The organism is Glutamicibacter sp. NPDC127525 (assembly GCF_042672105.1).
Taxonomy (GTDB): Bacteria; Actinomycetota; Actinomycetes; order Actinomycetales; family Micrococcaceae; genus Glutamicibacter.
The window spans coordinates 226,794-243,047 of sequence record NZ_JBHXVN010000004.1 but is presented as its reverse complement, the minus strand read 5'-3'; the positions used below and the strand labels follow the sequence as shown (position 1 = coordinate 243,047).

The following is a 16,254-nucleotide window of genomic DNA, read 5'->3' as shown; positions in this document are numbered from 1 at the left end:
CACCCTAGGGGCTGAGGGCCCATCAACTGATCATGAAAGGAAATGAACTACATTTCCCAGTCCTTGCGGAGTGCCGTATCGGTGTCATCGCCATTTCTGGCCAGTACCGTCAGCTTTTCAACTTTTTCGCCGGTTGCCGCACGCTCGTTGATCTTGAGCATCATATTTCCCGAGACGAAGATCGATGCGGGCATGTCGTATTCGCCGTCGATCCATGGACCGTCTGCGAGGGTGACGACGAGTTCGCCAAGCGCAGGCGACTCGACTTTCTCAACGTAGGCGTGGGGGTCAGCGGGCAGGCATGTGCGGTAGATTTCCAGCTCAGTGATTTCAGCGCCGCATAGGGATTTGTAGGTATCGTTCATGGCGGACAGCCACTGCGTGTACTTTTCCGAGGCCCAGGCTTTGCGGTCCTCGGGATCGGCACCAGTACGAGCCCGGGTGAAAGTTCCTGAGTTATTGCCGTCTTCAGTAGCGAAGGTGACAGATTCCAATTCCGGCGAGGCCTCGCCTACGCTTTCGAACATGATTCGGCCCATCATGCGCAGCTCATCCTCGTTGGTTTCGTAGCTTTCCCGCATCTGGGTTCCAAACTTCATGCTGTTATCCAAGAAGATATTGATGGCACCAGGTGCCGGAGATTCCCAAGAAGTCATTAGGTTGTAGGGATACAAGAAGCCTTTGGTGGACTTGATGCCAGAGTTTTCTTTCCACATCTCAATTTTGGAATCTGCCCAGGCCTGTCCCGAATTGGCGTTGGCGTCCAACTCCGCGGGTCCAGGCTCGGGGGCGGTTTCACCGGGTTCACCGGTTTCGGCCGCGGGCTGTGCCGCCGGAGTGGAGCCAGCGACGGAAGCCGCCGTCGAATCGGCTGGCGCTGCTTGTTCGGGAGCTGCATTGCACCCTGCTAGAAGCAAAGCCAACGATGACAGGGCAATGACCGAACGGGTGCGCAAGAATAACTCCTCATTATCGATGAATGGTCAGTCTATACAGGCCAGGCAGCGAAGGGAGAGCTGTTACGAGAATTTGGCAAAGGTCCGGATCGCACCGGGACGGAAATCCGACGCTTCCGTGAGCCCCATGGATTCGTAGAAGGCACGTTGCCCGGGTTCATCATCGGTGATCAGGACCAGCTGACGCACATGCTCATATTTCACTAGTACGGCAGAGAACAAAGCACGGCCTACGCCGGTGCGATGCGTAGATGGACGCACCAGGATGTCCTGGACGTAGCAGATGGTGGCATTATCCGAGACCACGCGCACAAGGCCGATTAACTGGTGGTCTACGTCGTAGGCGTAGATTACGCATGCTGAATTCTTCAGGCCTTCGAATAGTACGTCTGGGTTGTCTGTATAGGCGCTCCAGCCCACCGCGTTGTAGAGCGAGAGTATTTGTTCCTCGGAAGGCACCTTAGTGGTGGAGAGTTCCATCGAGTCCTTTTACTGTTGCGGGGAAACCGAAAGGATCTCTGCGTTGCCCAGCAACGGATGCTTCACCAGTTCTGTTTCCAATGTGTGGATGATGGCTTGGGCGGAGTCGCCGTTGTAAACGAACACCGGGCCATCATGCCGGTAGTAGACATCCTCATGCCATCCGATTTCGCCGTCACCCAATGCATGCTGCAGGGCCCTGACTGTTGGCTCCAGATCCGATTCCGATTCGGCCCCAAGCCTGGTTCGAAGCAAAACGTACTCGCTGCCGCCTACTTCGGTGCGTTGTCCATCAATAATCAGCCAGGAACCATGCCCCAGTCCTCCATCGATGAGCGAAGAGAGCAATTCGGAAAACAGCTTCTTCGGTTCGGGGGTGGCCACTTCAAGGTTAATGTCGCTGGAGATCGGCTCCTCGGACGCGTCCAATGTGGTCTTGGCGCTGATGATGGTTCCGGAAGACTTGTATTTGGGCAACAATGTATCGAGCAGGCCCGCTTCATGATCTTTGCGCAGGCGTTCGGTCATCGGCTGGGCAAAATGGATCTGCACCCGGTGAGTCGAAGCCTCCGATGATTTCCTGGCGAACAGCGACATGTCCTCAGTCCTCGTGTGGGTCGGAAATGCAAAAGACGATTCCGTAAGGATCGCGCATAATGGTCCAGCCAAAAGTGGGATCTTCGGTGTGGTCCTCAACGCGTGTTGCGCCAGCGGCTGTGCAACGGGCGACTTCCTGCTCGCGGCTGGTGCTTGCTTCCAAGTCGAGATGAACCCGGTTCTTGCCGGCAGTGATCTCATCAACTTTTTGGAACCCCAACCTCGCGCTGAAGCCAGGGACGCTGATCATGGTGAACCCCGGGTACTGGCCCAGATATTTCCCGCCCAGAACAGCCCTCCACCAAGCCGAGGCAGCTTTCTCGTCAAGGGCATCAAGGGTGATCATTCCAATGTTCGCCATGCAGTCAAAGGTACCGGGAGTCTTCCTGCTTAGCTAGAGGTTGACTGCATTTCTGCAGCTGACTAGCGCACTTTCTAAGCGAAGAAAAGGGGCTTGCTTGGCCGGGACGGAAGTCCCGACCAAGCAAGCCCCTTTATGGGCTAGGCCGGCCTAGCTATCGAAGTAGTTTGGCGCGTGCTCGTTGTGAGCAGGTGGAGTCGGCATCTCGACTTTCTTCTGCACCTTCAGCATGCCAGCGGCGTAGTCCACCGAAACGGTGTCACCAGCGGCAAGCGAATCACTGATCAGCAGGTCGGCAATGGCATCCTGTACCTTGCGCTGTACCAGCCGGCGCAGCGGGCGAGCACCGAACTCGGGGTCGTAGCCTTCGTTTGCCAGCCACTGCACGGCAGCGTCGCTCACCTCCAGCTTCAGCTCCTGGTCCACCAAGCGAGCTTCGGTCTCGGCGATGACCAGCTTGACGATCTGGCCAATCTCGGACTGCGAGAGCTTGGAGAACAGCAGTACCTCGTCCAGCCGGTTCAGGAACTCTGGGCGCATGAACTCGCGTACCTTGCCCATGACCTTGGCCCGGATTTCTCCAGCCTCGCTGGTGGCATTGGCGGAGGTGAAACCGAAGTTTCCGGCCTTGTTGGCCAAGTACTCGCCGCCCAGGTTGCTGGTCATCAGGATCAGCGTGTTGGAGAAATCGACAGTGCGCCCGGCTGAGTCGGTCAACCGGCCGTCATCGAGTACCTGCAGCAGCACGTTGAACACGTCCGGGTGAGCCTTCTCGATTTCATCGAGCAGCACGACCGAATACGGGTTGCGGCGGATCTTCTCGGTCAGCTGGCCGGGCTCGTCATGGCCGATGTACCCCGGAGGTGCTCCGATCAGGCGCGCCACGGTGTGCTTCTCACCGTATTCGCTCATATCGACTCGAACCAGCGATTCAGCCGAACCGAAGAGGTTTGCAGCCAGGGCCTTGGCCAGTTCGGTCTTTCCGACGCCGGTGGGACCCAGGAAAAGGAACGAGCCGATGGGGCGACCTGCTGGCGACATTCCGGTACGGTTGCGACGCACGGCGCGTGCCACAGCGGCAACGGCATCGTGCTGGCCGATGACCGAAGCATGCAGGGAATCTTCCAGCGAAGCCAAGCGTGCCTTGTCATCTCCCGAGATGCGCGAGGTGGGGATGCCGGTGGATCGGGAGATCACTTCCGAAATCTGCTTCTCATCCACTACCCGGGTGACCCCTGCATCGCCGGCCTCCTCAGCAGCCTTGATGCGCGCGGTCATCTCCACGATGTGGTCACGCCATGCGCCAGCTTCTTCGAATCGTTCCTCGCCGATAGCGCGTGACTTCTCACGCTCGGCGTCTACCAATTCGGCACGCAGGGACTGCACATCCTCGGCATCTCCGGCAGCGATGGACCGCCGGGCACCGGCGATATCGATCAAGTCGATGGCCTTGTCAGGAAGCTGGCGGTCGTTCAGGTAGCGGGCAGAGAGCGTCACCGCGGCCTTGAGCGCTTCGGGGGTGTACTGCACCTGGTGGTGATCCTCGTAGGATTCGCGCAGGCCGTCCACAATGGCCAGTGCCGTTTCCTCCGACGGCTCGGCGACAGTAACCTTGCCGAAGCGCCGAGCCAGCGCGCTGTCCTTCTCCACCTTGCGGAACTCATCGAGCGTAGTGGCGCCGATCATGTGCAGCTCGCCACGCGCCAAACGCGGCTTGAGGATATTTGCGGCGTCCATATTGCCGGACTCGCCAGAGCCTGCACCGACCAGCAGATGCATCTCATCGATGAATATCAGCACCTGCCCTTCGGCTGCGGCTACCTCGTCGAGCAGGCCGGTGAGCCGCTGCTCGAAATCTCCGCGGTAGCGGGTTCCGGCGAGCATGCCCGGAAGATCAATGGAGATCAAGGCCGCATTGCGCAGTTGGGCTGGTACCTGGTCATCGATGATGGCGCGGGCCAGGCCTTCGGCAATGGCGGTCTTGCCCACGCCGGCCTCGCCAATCAGCACAGGGTTGTTCTTGGTGCGACGGGCCAGGATTTCAATAACCTGATCCAGTTCCTCCTTGCGTCCGATCACCGGATCAATCTGGCCGTCGGAGGCCAGCAGGGTCAGATCGGTTCCGTAGCGTTCGAGCATGGACACGTCGGACTCGGAATCGGACTGGTTCTGGGTATCGTTTTGGCCACGCTGGGCCTGCTCCATGGCGGCTTGCTGCAAGGACTGGCCGGTGATGCCGTGCTGCGCCAGGAGCTGGCTGACCGGAGATTCCGGGTTGAAAACGAAGGCCAGGAAAAGATGATCAGGATCGATGTAGGTCGAACCGTAGTTACGAGCAACCTGATAGGCGTCAAAGAGGCTGCGCTGAGCTGCCGACGATAGGTGGGATGGTTTCTCGCCCTTCTCCTGGGACTTGGGCATGCGCGCGATGGCATCTGCACTCAAAGCCTCGATGTCGATACCCATGGCGGTCAGGTGCTCGCCGACTGGTTCGGTGCGCAGCAGAGCCATCAGGAGGTGCAGGGAATCAATCTCGTCGTGGCCATGCTCCTGGGAAATCGCTGCCGCGGTGGCTACCGCTTCGTGGGTGCGGGCGGAAAGCAGGCGCGTGAGGTCGATGGGACGTGCTGCCTGGGCACGTGAAGACAGGAATCGAGAGAGGAATTCCTCAAACGAGCCATCTGACGGTGCGCCGAAAAATGCTGGCAAGTGAGCCTCCTAATAGAAACTTGAGCGGTCTATGCTCATGTTCAACGCATATGGCGCGCAGATATTCCCGAACCAGCCGGGCAAGGTGTCAAAGAGGTTGACTTCACACTAATAGCTGGAAAGCAGGCGCTAGTCTTTCGGGATTTCGATAAGGCCCATACGCGCGGCCGCAACCAGGGCCTGGACCCGATCGCGAACATTCAGCTTAACGAAAATCTTCGCCATATGGGTTTTAACCGTGGTTTCGGAAATAGTCAGAGTTCTTGAAATCTCGGTATTGTTTAGCCCGCGTGCGAGCAGTTTTAGAATCTCGAATTCCCGATTGGTAATTCCCAAGTCATAGGCCAGTTCTTGAATGTCTTGGGAATTATCCCGGTAAGCTTCGCGAACCGCAGAAACTAGATCAGAAGAAACCGACGGGGAAATGGCTGCAGTTCCTTGGTGAACGGCATGGATCGCATGAATAATTTCATCTGGTTCAGAGTCTTTTACCAAGTATCCGCTGGCCCCAGCGGTCAGTACCGGAACCAGATAGTCGTCCGAAGAAAAGGCGGTAATGGCAAGCACTGAGGGGCTGTCTTCGGCAGATTTGATTGCTTTAGTAGCGCTAACCCCGTCCATTATCGGCATCTGCAAATCCATGAGCACAACGTCCACTTGATTGCCGCTGCAATACTCGACGGCGGCCTGTCCATTTTCAACAGAATTAACCGTTACAATTCCGGGGTCTGTTGCTAGGATTGTGCCCAACGCATGCCGAATTAGAGGTTCATCATCGACAATAAGGACCTTTATTTGTTCCATCTGATTCCTCTGATTCGATGCGGGTGGCCTCATGTTGGCCTGTTCACCTGAAAGTATATAAGTTGATCTGATGTGGAGTTTGTTATGAAGGGTTTGAAAATGCTGGCCGTAGCAGCATTAGTTCTGGCACCATTGACCGCCGTGGCAGCTCCTGCATCTGCCGCGAGCTCTCCAGCCTCCAGCAGTGGCAACGTTGCTACTCCTGCTGGCTTTGGCTCAGCCTTCTCGGAGTGGTTCTGCAAACGCTACGGCGTCGCCTGCCCATAACGCGGTTTATTTGACTTGATCATCTGAGCCGGGAATTATTCGGCATATGAATGGACGACTAAAGGACACCCTGACCAAGCTCTTCGCTGGTCGGGGTGTCATTGTTTGGACTGGTATTGCGGTTCTGATCGCGGTTTCCAGTAGCGAGTTCGTGACTCTGCTGGAAGACGGATTTAGTGGTTCGTCGGATATTTCGGTTCGAGGCGCGTTGCTCGGCGTTGGACTGTGCGCAATTCTTGTGCTTGGTCTTCGCTGGGTTGCCGTATCCGTCGGATTGTTTGTGGCAGTTGCCTATTTCTTCCTCACGGACGGCGCCTTGTTCTTCTGGACTGTCGTTTCATTCATGATTTTTTCGGCGCTGGCAGCTACGGCCAGTGCCATGAGTGTTAGGGCCTTATTCCTAACCTTGTCCGCAGCGTGGATGGTGCAGTTCGGCGTCCAGTCCGGGCAAGACGCGGTTCTGCTTGTCGGGATTGCCCCGTTGACGGCGATGGCGTTCTTCTTAACGAGGAATATTTACTTGCTGCGCGAGAAGAACGAGCTCGCTCTTCGGCAAATGCATACGGTCAAAGAGCAGACTCGTCTTGCTGTCGACCGGGAGCGAAAGAACATTGCCCGGGATCTGCACGATATTGTCGCGCATGACATCACGGTCGTGGCCATGCAGTCGAAGGCCGCGAAATTCGCAAACGATGGGCAGAAGGCCCTCGAAGCTCTGGATGTCATCGCCAAACTGAGTACTGAGACTTTGCACGATTTACGCCTGATGCTCAATGTCCTGAGGGCTGATGGGACCATGGCAGATCCCTCGTCCCAGGGCATTGATAAGCCGGCCGCTACTACTGTTTACGCGCTTCAGGGTGCAGAACTTTTCGTTCAGAGGCTAAAAGAGGCAAATTTCGAGGTGAGCTCCACCACTGACGAGAAAATTTCCGAATTGCCCCGTTCTGCACAGACTGCGATTTATCGGGTCATGCAAGAAGGTACAACAAATGTGATAAAGCACGGTGCCTTGGGCGGGAAGTGCACCTTCGAACTCACGGTCCAAGGGGCAGAGGGTATCCTGGAAATTACTAATCAGATGGGGAATTTCGACAAGAAGGCGAGTGGGTTGCCCGAAGGCGGGACAGGCCTGATTGGCATGGGTGACAGGATGCGTGCATTTGGTGGAAAGTTTGCAACCAGTTCCGAAAACGGTGTTTGGGCACTGCGCGCAAGCATCCCGTTCTGACCCCTACCCTCCTACTAAAGTATGATTTCGGATTTTCGCAGGACGCGATAAGTTAGACATGTATCGGTGAAGACCGATCACCGGGAAGGTACTTGGTGGTGTTTTGCGAGTGGCATCACTAAGGATCCGAGGGTGATTAAAAGGTACGTTGCATTGCGTAAACGGACTGATCTTTCATCGGCGCTGTGCCCCCATCGCACGCCGTTGTCTGTCAGTAATGCAACGTACCTTTTATAACTTAAACCCAGCCCGTGTTTCTGCGTTCTGCCTCACACCTCAGGTCGGAATGGGCCTGCGTGGCGGGGTGTTGCGCCTATGGAGAGCATTTCCTGTCTGGGAAGCGAGCGCGCATGAGTACCCAGGCAGATACGGTTGTTTGGCAACAATAAGGCCTGGCCGTGGAGCCTAAGGGCGGCTTTGATAGCAAGACGGCAGATGCTGCGATCAACGCAGAAGCAACCGCAGATTCTTTGGCCGTGAAGGCCGGCGAACCAAGCGGGGCCCATGGTTCGATCGCCTGCCGTGGCACGACGCCGAGCTGGCCACGTGCATCGGCTAGTCGATGAATCAACGGCAAAGGGTGCGAGAACTCGAATTAGCTCTCGCACCCTTTGCCGTTGCTGGTGGTCTAAACCTCGGAAGCCTCTGCCTCTTGGGTGTCTTTCAAAACATGATCAGAGACCTTGGCCAGCGCTCGTTCCAGTGAAGAGCGCAAGACCACAGGAATCGTGATCTCGTCATTAATCTCGACAAGGCCTTCGCGTTCAAAGACGCGCAGCAGGGACTCGACCTGGGGGACAACCTCCTCAAGGCTGGCAATCAGGTGATGCTGCTCGGCGGGAAGGTCATCTTCGGTCGGAACTTGCAACGCGAACTCGGCACGTGGCGGTGTCGATGATGCGGCATTGCTCAACACGCCGGCCACCATCTCGGCGATCTGCGCCTTGCCCGGCTGCTCCAAGGTGTTGATCAGGATGTGCGAGTAGAGAACCTCTGCAATCAGCTCCTTGACCAAGCGGGCGCCTTGTCCGCTGGATGCCAGCAGCGCATCGCTGAGCGACTCGGTTGGGGTTGCGTTCGGTTCCTGGTAGCGCAGCATGGCCGTGCCGATCAGGGCGTCCCAGTATGCCGATAGGCGTGGAATGTCGGCCAGCGAAGAAACGGCAGTGCCGTCTTCCGGCTCCCACTGGGCATCCTCTGGAACGCCGGCGGATTCATCGACCTTGACGAACAGGCCCAGCGCGCTGGCCGCATCCTGCAGCGTATCGCCGGTGAGTACGCCAGCTGGGGTGGTCGGCTTGCCTTCGCCAACCCAGCTGATCAACTCGCGAGCCGCAAAAACGAAGGGCATCGCTTCGAGGCTGCCGTTGGCCTCATCATCTTCGAGATAAGGTGCCACGATGGGTGAATCGCCAGCCATGCGGGAGAGGAATTCGAAAGTCTGCTTGAAGTCATCCACGCTTCCGCCGAAATTAGCGGTCGTGCCCAGGAAAGTCAGGTAATGCTTGAGGATCGCAGCGCTGGCTTCCGAAACTTCCTTGCCCAGCGACGTCAAGTGGCCCAGCTGTTCACCCAGAATCGTCGGATCCAGGGTTTTGACGTCAACGCTCTGGCGCAACTGGGCATGCACGGTCAGCAGGGTAGTGAGCCCTTCGAGCGCTGCGCGGGTCTCGCTGGCTGCTTGGCCCTCTTCGTGGAAGTGGCGGAAGAGCGAGGACTTGAATGGCTGAAGAGCTTGGCGCACTTCAGATTCAAAAGGCACGCTGCTGGCGCCGGAACGGCGGGCTGGATGACCCTGGGCAGGCTTCTTCTTGGCTGGTTTACGTGAGGCCATGAGTGTGGTGCAGTTCCTTAGAAATGGCTGATCGGCGGGATTGGTAATTCGCTTCTCTCCAGTCTACGCAGGACGCGCTGGAGGCGAAGTTCCCGATGGGCGATAGTGATGCAGCCTCTGGGGAAAGTGCCCGTACGGGAGGAAGTACTTGTTGAAAGTTCGGAATAGGCAATCATTTACCGCAAGAAACACGAACCTCCTGCCGGTGTGGTGGCGCTCACCGTCGAATCGTCAGGACGCGTTGATTTTCCCTGGGGATCGCGCGACAGTGAAGACATGCGGGCTCGTGTGGAGAGGCCGTCGAAATGCTAGGAGAGTGGATCATGGCTGGAGTAGGCGTGCCAGATCATGTCGTTGTTGTAGGCGCTGGCTTTGTTGGCCTGTCGACCGCTTGGTACCTGCAGGAAGCGGGCATTAAGGTCACCGTCGTGGATCGCGGCGGCGTCGCGTCCGGTTCCTCTTGGGGTAACGCCGGCTGGTTGACCCCAGCGCTGACCCTGCCCATCGCGGAGCCTGCAATTTTCAAGAACGGCCTGAAGATGATGCTCGACCCGGCATCCCCGCTGTACATTCCGCTGAAGGCCGATGCCAAGTTGCTCCGCTTCCTGATCGGTTTTGCCTGGCACTCGACCCCGAAGAAGTGGGAAGAAGCCATGCGGGTCTACTCGGAAATCGGCGCGACCGGTTTGGATGCCTTCGACGAAATCGCGCAGGCGACTTCGGCAGGGCCGGGAGTGCAGGAGCCGACCAAGCCGGCAAATCCATTCTTGACCGGTTTCACCTCGCTCAGCGACCGCGATGCGCTGCTGCATGAATTCGAGATGATCGAGAAGACCGGCGGCGAAGTTGATTACGAATTGCTCACCGGCGACGAGTTGCGCGGCATCGAGCCGACCCTGTCCAATAAGGTCGCTGCGGGCGTAGCCATCAAGAACCAGCGCTACATCAACCCGCCGAAGTTCATGGATTCACTGGCCGAATCCGTCATCGCCCGCGGCGGCGACATCATCGGAGCCTTCAACGTCACCGATGTGCGCGACAATGGCGGCTCGGTCACCGTCATCGGTTCCGAAGGCCGTTCAATCACCGCGGATCACGTGGTGCTGGCTACCGGTGCTTGGATGACCGACATGGCCAGCAAGTTCGGTGTGAACGTTGTGGTTCAGGCAGGCCGCGGCTACTCGTTCACCGTGGAGCCGGAACACATGCCAACGCACCCGATCTACTTCCCGACCCAGCGCGTTGCCTGCACCCCGCTGGGCGATCGCTTCCGCATCGCCGGCACCATGGAATTCCGCGACGCCAACCACAAGCTGGAGCCGAAGCGCATTGAGGCCATCGTTGCCGCTGCGACCCCGGTCTACCAGGGGATTAACTGGGAGAACCGCAAAGAAGAATGGGTGGGTGGACGCCCATGCACCGCGGACGGCATGCCACTCATTGGCCAGACCGGATCCTCGCGCGTGTCGGTTGGCGGTGGCCACGGCATGTGGGGCGTTGCGCTGGGACCGCTGACTGGCAAGATCCTGGCTGCCCAGATTGCTGGCCAGGAGGTTCCAGGCATCGCCCGGCACTTCAACCCCTTGCGCAAGGGGTTCTAGGCGTTTCGGTCCACACCCGGAACGAAATAAAAGAACCGGCTTGCGGTGCATCATGGCGATGCGCTGCAAGCCGGTTTTCCTTTAAGGCTGTCTTTTACGCGCTTTAGGCGTGACGGGTTGATGCCCCGGCAAGGATCGCGCGGTAGCCTTCGGCAAATCCCGGATACTGCAGTTCAAGCCCGCTGGCTAGCAGCTTGGAATTATCGAGCCGGCGGTCGGCAGCACGTCGAGCCGGGGCTTGTCCTGCCTCTTCCGGCGCAGGCAAATGAAGTTCCTTGGCCAAAAACTGGTAGACCTCGCCTAGCTGGGCTGGGGTGCTGTCACTGGCCAGGTAGAGGCCAGCGGCTTGCTCTCCCAGCGCCGCAACGTGAACGATGGCCGCGGCCAGGTCATCGCGGTGGATGCGGTTGGTCCAATGCGAGCCCGCGGGAATCTGTGCGGCTCCGGCAGTGACGTGATCGATGAGCCGGGTGCGGCCCGGGCCGTAGATTCCCGACGCCCGCAGGATTGTTACCGGCAGGCCGCTGCCGGCGAGCGCTGCCTCGGTGTGCGCAAGGACCTGCGCGGTGGGGCTAGCTGGGGCAAGCGGTGCTGATTCGTCGACGAGTTCTCCGTTGGCGCCGCCCATCACTGCGGTGGAGGAGATGTAGATAAGCCGGCGAAGATTGGGGCATTGGGCTGTCAGCCGTGAAGCCAGTTCTTTGGCGACCTGCAGATAGCCGCGCGTGTAGCCATCGGCATCGCGGGTGGCTGGCACGGGAGTGAGCACGACGATTTCGGTCTGCGGATCGATGCTTGGCCACTGGGCGGCATCGAGCAGGTCTACGCTGTGGCCGGTAAATCCTGCGGGCAGCTTCTGGCTGTTGCGCCGCCAGCCGGTGACGCGATGGCCCTCCTGTTGGAGCCGCAGTCCTGCCTCGGTGGCGACATCTCCGCAGCTGACCAGTAATACTTTCACGAGACTCCTTTGGCGCAATATGTCCTCGGAGGCGAATCCTCCTACCCATAGACTAGAACCTTTAGGCCAGCGTGGCATGCGCGCGGAGGAAGGGGGCCAGGTGCAGTCTTCGGTGCGTTGCGTCCTGTTCTGCGTGGTTGCATTGCTCTCCATGCTCGGCGAGGGCATGGCGGTCTTTGCCTTGACCCTGGAATCCGCGGATCAGTTGGGGTCCTGGGGCGTAACCGCGTTGTTCCTCGCCGGCTTGGTTCCGCCGATCCTTGCCGCTCCGGCTATAGGGCGTTGGGTGGACGGGTCAGCCCTTGTCCGGGTGTGGATCCTGAACCTGTGCGTGCACGTGGCGATCTTCGCGGTGATGGCCATTGCCTCCAATATCTTCGCGAGCCTCGCCTTGATGCCTGTGGCCAGTATTTGCGCGGTGGTTAACGGAGCGGTCATTTTCAAGATCATTCCGCGCATCCGCGGAGGCTTCAGCATTGCTCGTGCCAGCAGCTTCCTTGTCGTAGCGACGTCCCTTGCGGGAATCATCGCGCCGGCGATAGCTTCACTCGTCTTCGCGAAAGCGGGGATCGGCGCGGTGCTTTGGTACGCGGCGGCAGGATTCCTGGCACTGGCCCTGGCGGCCATCTTCCTGTCCCGCTCGCAAGCCGCCAACGGGAAAGGAGCAGACGCAGGGAACGAGCCGGATCCGGGTGGACCGGTATCGCCCGGTGGAGCTGCATTGACGCGCAATCCACAATTGCGGATCTTGCTGCTCCCGGTGGCAGCGATCGTGCTGTTTACCGCAGCAGAAGGCGTTTCGGGGGTGTTCTACCTGCGCGGGATCACCGATAACGACACTGGATACGCGGTATTGCTCGGTGCCTGGTCCGTGGGCGCAGTGTTCGGTTCCCTGCTGGGAGGCAATCGCCGCTTCGGTACCCGAAGCGTCTTGCCGATTCTGCTCGGTGGAGGGCTGGTGGGCGCCGCGATCCTCACGGAAGGGCTCTGGTCCAACGCGGCTGGCCTGGCCTTGGTGTTCCTTGCCGGCGGGCTGGGCAATGGACTGCACAATACTGGAGTGCGAACAGCCATTTACGAATACGTGCCGGAATCCCGCCATGGTGCTGCTTGGGCGCAGCTGCGGATGCTCATCAACATCATGGTCGCATTGGGCTATCTCATCGGCACCCCGGGATTGCTGATTGGCCCGGCCAGGGCAATTATCGTGGTCTCCGGTGCCGCGACGCTGCTGGTTATCGTTGTATCCGCCGCGCTGTACAGCTGGAAAGCACAGGCCAGGGTCCATGGGAGGACCTCTGCCACGGAGTCCCGGGGCTAGCGCGCTCGCCGGAAACATGAAGGTTGCTGGATAACACGCTACAATTCAAGTATTCGAATATTTGTACTAGAAAGTGGTGGGGTGTGGCTGAAGAGCAGGAGCTGATGCCTCCGGGAGCAACCCAAGGGCCGGTCCAAGCGGTATCCGCGATGGGTTTCCCCTCGCCAGCACGCGATTATTTTGACGGCGGACTGGACCTGAACCGGTTGCTGGTCCGTGACCGTGTCTCCACTTTCATCATGCGCGTCTCGGGCCACGCCATGCGGTCAGCTGGTATCTTCGACGGCGATGAAGTGATCGTGGACCGATCGCTGGCCGTGCGCCACGGCTCTGTGGTCATCGTCAACCTCAACGGGCAGATGCTGGTGCGCCGCTGGCAGATTGACGGCCACGAGGTTGGGCTGCTCAGCGATGAATCGCCCCTGCCCGTAGTACTGGCCGAAGGCGATGAGGTCAGTGTCTTCGGCGTCATTACCAGGTGCCTGCATCATGTCCGCTGACCACGTATCCCTGGTGGACGTCAACAATTTCTACGTCTCCTGCGAGCGGGCCTTCGACTATTCGCTGCGCAATCGTCCCGTGGTGGTGCTGTCGAACAATGACGGCTGCGTGGTGGCCCGTTCCCAGGAAGCCAAGGATCTGGGCATTCCTACTGGAGAACCCTTCTTCAAGGTCCAACGCTATATGGACTCCCACAACCTTGCGGTGCGGTCGAGCAACTATGAACTGTACGGGGATATTTCTGCCCGTGTCATGGAATTGCTCGGACGCTTCGGGACCTGGCACGAGGTGTATTCCATCGATGAATCTTTCGTCGGCCTGGAAGGCAACCTGGAGCAGGTGCGCAGCACCGCGGCCCAGATCCGTGCCGCCATTGACAAGACTATTGGGGTGCCAGTCTGCGTGGGTGTCTCATCCACCAAGACCCTGGCGAAGCTGTCCAACCATATTGCCAAGCACAATCCGGGACTGGGCGGAGTCTGCGTCCAGCAGCTCATGGATCCCGAGGTCCTGGGCAGTATCCTGAACCGGGTTCCAGTCACCGATGTCTGGGGCGTGGGCCGCAAAACCGGTGCCAAGCTGGCAGCCATGGGCATTGAATCCATCGCGGACCTGCAAGCAGCTGACCCTTTGGCGATCCGCAAGAAGTTTTCTGTCGTCTTGCAGCGCACGGTCTTCGAACTCAACGGGCAACGTTGCATCGGTCCGGTGGAGGAGCGCGCGGACCGCGGCCAGGTCATGTTCACCCGTTCCTTCTCCACGCCGGTGCGCACCTATGAAGCGATGGAAGAAGTCATGTCCATCTATGCGCAGAAGGCTGCCGGCCGCTTGGCGCGCGAAGGCCTGTACGCTTCATTGCTTACCGTCACCGCGGGCACCAGCCGCTTCGCCCGGGGAGAAGCCTCATTCCCCAGTGCCCAGGTGCGCCTGCCGCGTCCGACGCGGGATCCCATCGTGCTCAGCAAGCTGGCAATTGCCGCGATGCGGGATCTGATGAAACCGGGAATGGACTATGTTCGCGGGGGAGTGATCCTCTCCGGGCTCAGCGATTCTCCGGGCGAGCCACAGCTGGACCTCTTTGGCCAGAGTCCCGATCCGGCTGCCGAGGAACAAGAGAACGTCTCTTCGGTAGTCCAGGATATCTCCCTTCGATTCGGTGCCAAATCCATTGGCCTGGGGCATGCCGGGATGGCCAAAATCCCTGAATGGTCGATGAAACGAGAGCATATTTCGCAGCGCTACACCACCGACTGGGATGAACTGCTGGTGGTGCGTGCCTAGCGTTCTGCCCACGGCAAAAGGTTCTCGGCTCTTCGGCAACTTCGCAGTTTACGGTGGGAGGATGATCTCATGACTACCCGTGCCAAGCAGCTCATGTCAGTCGGAATCCTGATGACGGTGATGCTCGCTAGCTGCAGTGCGCCGAATGCCCAAGAACCAGCTTCGAGCACGTCCGCGGGCAGCTCCAGCAGCCCGAGCAGTACGAGGACTCCTGCGCAGCAGGCAACTCCCAGCCCGTCCGGCAACTCCGGGGCTGAAGAAAGCCCATCGCCTAGCCGCAGCCAGGAGCCCTCTCTGCGCCAGCAAGCAGAAGCGCTGGCCGACGAGCTGAGCGCCAGCGAACAGGCAGCGAGCCTCGTGATGGCCGGTGTCCCGGCAACAGGAGCAACCGCTGCGGAAATTTCTGCGATGAAGAAGCAGGGAATTTCCAATGTCTTCCTGCGTGGCCGTTCGCAACTGCCGGTGAAGCAGACCGCTGCCCAGGTCCAGGAAATTACCCAGGGCTTGGAGTCCGGCATTCCCGGGCAATTGCCGGTCTGGGTGGCCACCGATCAGGAAGGGGGCTTTGTCCGGGTGCTCCAGGGCCCCGGTTTCACCGAACTGCCGACTGCGTTGACGCAGGGAGGGTGGCCTGTATCGAAGCTGGAGCGTGAAGTGGGCGCCGCCGGGAAAGAACTGGCTGAAGCCGGCATCAACGTGAATTTGGCTCCGGTGGCGGACGTTGTTCCTGCCAGTATCGGCACCGGCAACGCACCCATCGGCTACTTTGGCCGCGAATACGCGCATGACGCCTCGGGGGTCTCCAAGGCCATTTCGACGGTGAACGAAGCGCTGCGCTCCGAAGGCGTGCAACCGGTAGTCAAGCACTTCCCCGGATTGGGCCGGGTCGCTGGGAACACCGATACCAGTACCAAAGTGACCGATACGAAGATCGATGCGGACTCCAGCGATCTGCAGCCATTCGAGCAGGCTATCGAGCAGGGCAAGTCCTGGGTCATGGTCTCCAACGCCCGCTACTCCCGGCTCGATGGAAAGAATGATGCACCGTTCTCTTCGAAGATCATCACCGGATTGCTGCGTGAGCAAATGGGGTATGGGGGAATCGTGATTTCCGATGATCTCTGTGAAGCCAAGCAGGTCGGCTACCTGCCGGTGGGCGAGCGCGCAGTGAAGTTCGTGGCCGCCGGCGGAACTGTTCCGCTATGCGTAAAATCGGCTCCGGCCATCACCATGGCGAAGGCCCTGGCAGCCGAGGCCAAGGCCGATGGGAAATTCGCGGCCCAGGTAAGAGAAGCCGCAGTACTGGTTCTCGAAGAGAAGCTGCGCATGCAATAAGCTGCGCGGCTGGATCTT

At 59.1% G+C, this 16,254-nt stretch carries 14 protein-coding genes; 6 read left to right on the top strand and 8 right to left on the bottom strand.

Annotated elements, in window-relative coordinates:
• Positions 1-47: 47 nt before the first annotated feature.
• The 6 genes from ACFVHU_RS11490 to ACFVHU_RS11465 form a co-directional block, all read right to left on the bottom strand.
• On the bottom strand, positions 48-767 hold the full coding sequence (locus tag ACFVHU_RS11490) for a hypothetical protein (protein ID WP_286134682.1): 720 nt from the start codon (positions 765-767) through the stop codon (positions 48-50).
• Positions 768-1,019: 252 nt separating this feature from the next.
• Complete coding sequence (locus ACFVHU_RS11485) at positions 1,020-1,436, bottom strand: GNAT family N-acetyltransferase (protein WP_105658613.1); 417 nt, start codon at positions 1,434-1,436, stop codon at positions 1,020-1,022.
• A 9-nt stretch (positions 1,437-1,445) separates the two neighbouring features.
• On the bottom strand, positions 1,446-2,033 hold the full coding sequence (locus ACFVHU_RS11480) for a hypothetical protein (protein WP_388024527.1): 588 nt from the start codon (positions 2,031-2,033) through the stop codon (positions 1,446-1,448).
• Between the two features lie 4 nt (positions 2,034-2,037).
• Positions 2,038-2,394 carry a VOC family protein gene (locus ACFVHU_RS11475; protein WP_388024525.1) on the bottom strand — a complete coding sequence of 119 codons (357 nt, stop codon included), beginning with the start codon at positions 2,392-2,394 and terminating at the stop codon, positions 2,038-2,040.
• Between the two features lie 150 nt (positions 2,395-2,544).
• Positions 2,545-5,103, bottom strand: a complete 2,559-nt coding sequence (locus ACFVHU_RS11470) for an ATP-dependent Clp protease ATP-binding subunit (protein ID WP_388024523.1) — start codon at positions 5,101-5,103, stop codon at positions 2,545-2,547.
• Positions 5,104-5,232: 129 nt separating this feature from the next.
• The gene (locus tag ACFVHU_RS11465) at positions 5,233-5,907 is read right to left on the bottom strand and encodes a response regulator transcription factor (RefSeq protein WP_105658609.1); all 675 of its coding nucleotides are present in this window, start codon (positions 5,905-5,907) and stop codon (positions 5,233-5,235) included.
• A gap of 313 nt (positions 5,908-6,220) precedes the next feature.
• Here ACFVHU_RS11465 and ACFVHU_RS11460 point away from each other — a divergent pair, with 313 nt between their 5' ends.
• A complete protein-coding gene (locus tag ACFVHU_RS11460) occupies positions 6,221-7,405 on the top strand; it encodes a sensor histidine kinase (protein WP_388024520.1) in 1,185 nt (394 codons plus the stop codon).
• 628 nt (positions 7,406-8,033) lie between these two features.
• Here the strand turns inward: ACFVHU_RS11460 and ACFVHU_RS11455 are convergent.
• Positions 8,034-9,239 carry a hypothetical protein gene (locus ACFVHU_RS11455; protein WP_105662421.1) on the bottom strand — a complete coding sequence of 402 codons (1,206 nt, stop codon included), beginning with the start codon at positions 9,237-9,239 and terminating at the stop codon, positions 8,034-8,036.
• Positions 9,240-9,562: 323 nt separating this feature from the next.
• Between ACFVHU_RS11455 and ACFVHU_RS11450 the strand changes: the two genes are divergently transcribed.
• Positions 9,563-10,840: an NAD(P)/FAD-dependent oxidoreductase gene (locus tag ACFVHU_RS11450; RefSeq protein ID WP_388024518.1), complete on the top strand. Its 1,278-nt coding sequence runs from the start codon at positions 9,563-9,565 to the stop codon at positions 10,838-10,840.
• 103 nt (positions 10,841-10,943) lie between these two features.
• On the opposite strand, the gene ACFVHU_RS11445 is transcribed toward ACFVHU_RS11450, so the two are convergent.
• Positions 10,944-11,798 carry an NAD-dependent epimerase/dehydratase family protein gene (locus ACFVHU_RS11445; RefSeq protein ID WP_388024516.1) on the bottom strand — a complete coding sequence of 285 codons (855 nt, stop codon included), beginning with the start codon at positions 11,796-11,798 and terminating at the stop codon, positions 10,944-10,946.
• A 76-nt stretch (positions 11,799-11,874) separates the two neighbouring features.
• Between ACFVHU_RS11445 and ACFVHU_RS11440 the strand changes: the two genes are divergently transcribed.
• The 4 genes from ACFVHU_RS11440 to ACFVHU_RS11425 all read left to right on the top strand — a co-directional run bounded on the left by ACFVHU_RS11440 (position 11,875) and on the right by ACFVHU_RS11425 (position 16,236).
• On the top strand, positions 11,875-13,119 hold the full coding sequence (locus tag ACFVHU_RS11440) for a hypothetical protein (protein WP_388024514.1): 1,245 nt from the start codon (positions 11,875-11,877) through the stop codon (positions 13,117-13,119).
• 83 nt (positions 13,120-13,202) lie between these two features.
• Positions 13,203-13,619 carry a LexA family transcriptional regulator gene (locus tag ACFVHU_RS11435; RefSeq protein ID WP_105658603.1) on the top strand — a complete coding sequence of 139 codons (417 nt, stop codon included), beginning with the start codon at positions 13,203-13,205 and terminating at the stop codon, positions 13,617-13,619.
• Positions 13,609-14,901, top strand: a complete 1,293-nt coding sequence (locus ACFVHU_RS11430) for a Y-family DNA polymerase (RefSeq protein ID WP_105658602.1) — start codon at positions 13,609-13,611, stop codon at positions 14,899-14,901. Before ACFVHU_RS11435 ends, ACFVHU_RS11430 begins: the two co-directional genes overlap by 11 nt.
• 69 nt (positions 14,902-14,970) lie before the next feature.
• Positions 14,971-16,236, top strand: a complete 1,266-nt coding sequence (locus ACFVHU_RS11425) for a glycoside hydrolase family 3 N-terminal domain-containing protein (protein ID WP_388024511.1) — start codon at positions 14,971-14,973, stop codon at positions 16,234-16,236.
• Positions 16,237-16,254 lie beyond the last annotated feature (18 nt).

Coding starts and splice junctions, on each gene's coding strand:
- ACFVHU_RS11440 (WP_388024514.1), top strand. CDS start 11,875: ATGCGCGCGGAGGAAGGGGGCCAGGTGCAGTCTTCGGTGCGTTGCGTC.
- ACFVHU_RS11460 (WP_388024520.1), top strand. CDS start 6,221: ATGAATGGACGACTAAAGGACACCCTGACCAAGCTCTTCGCTGGTCGG.
- ACFVHU_RS11450 (WP_388024518.1), top strand. CDS start 9,563: ATGGCTGGAGTAGGCGTGCCAGATCATGTCGTTGTTGTAGGCGCTGGC.
- ACFVHU_RS11425 (WP_388024511.1), top strand. CDS start 14,971: ATGACTACCCGTGCCAAGCAGCTCATGTCAGTCGGAATCCTGATGACG.
- ACFVHU_RS11480 (WP_388024527.1), bottom strand. CDS start 2,033: ATGTCGCTGTTCGCCAGGAAATCATCGGAGGCTTCGACTCACCGGGTG.
- ACFVHU_RS11455 (WP_105662421.1), bottom strand. CDS start 9,239: ATGGCCTCACGTAAACCAGCCAAGAAGAAGCCTGCCCAGGGTCATCCA.
- ACFVHU_RS11485 (WP_105658613.1), bottom strand. CDS start 1,436: ATGGAACTCTCCACCACTAAGGTGCCTTCCGAGGAACAAATACTCTCG.
- ACFVHU_RS11430 (WP_105658602.1), top strand. CDS start 13,609: ATGTCCGCTGACCACGTATCCCTGGTGGACGTCAACAATTTCTACGTC.
- ACFVHU_RS11475 (WP_388024525.1), bottom strand. CDS start 2,394: ATGGCGAACATTGGAATGATCACCCTTGATGCCCTTGACGAGAAAGCT.
- ACFVHU_RS11465 (WP_105658609.1), bottom strand. CDS start 5,907: ATGGAACAAATAAAGGTCCTTATTGTCGATGATGAACCTCTAATTCGG.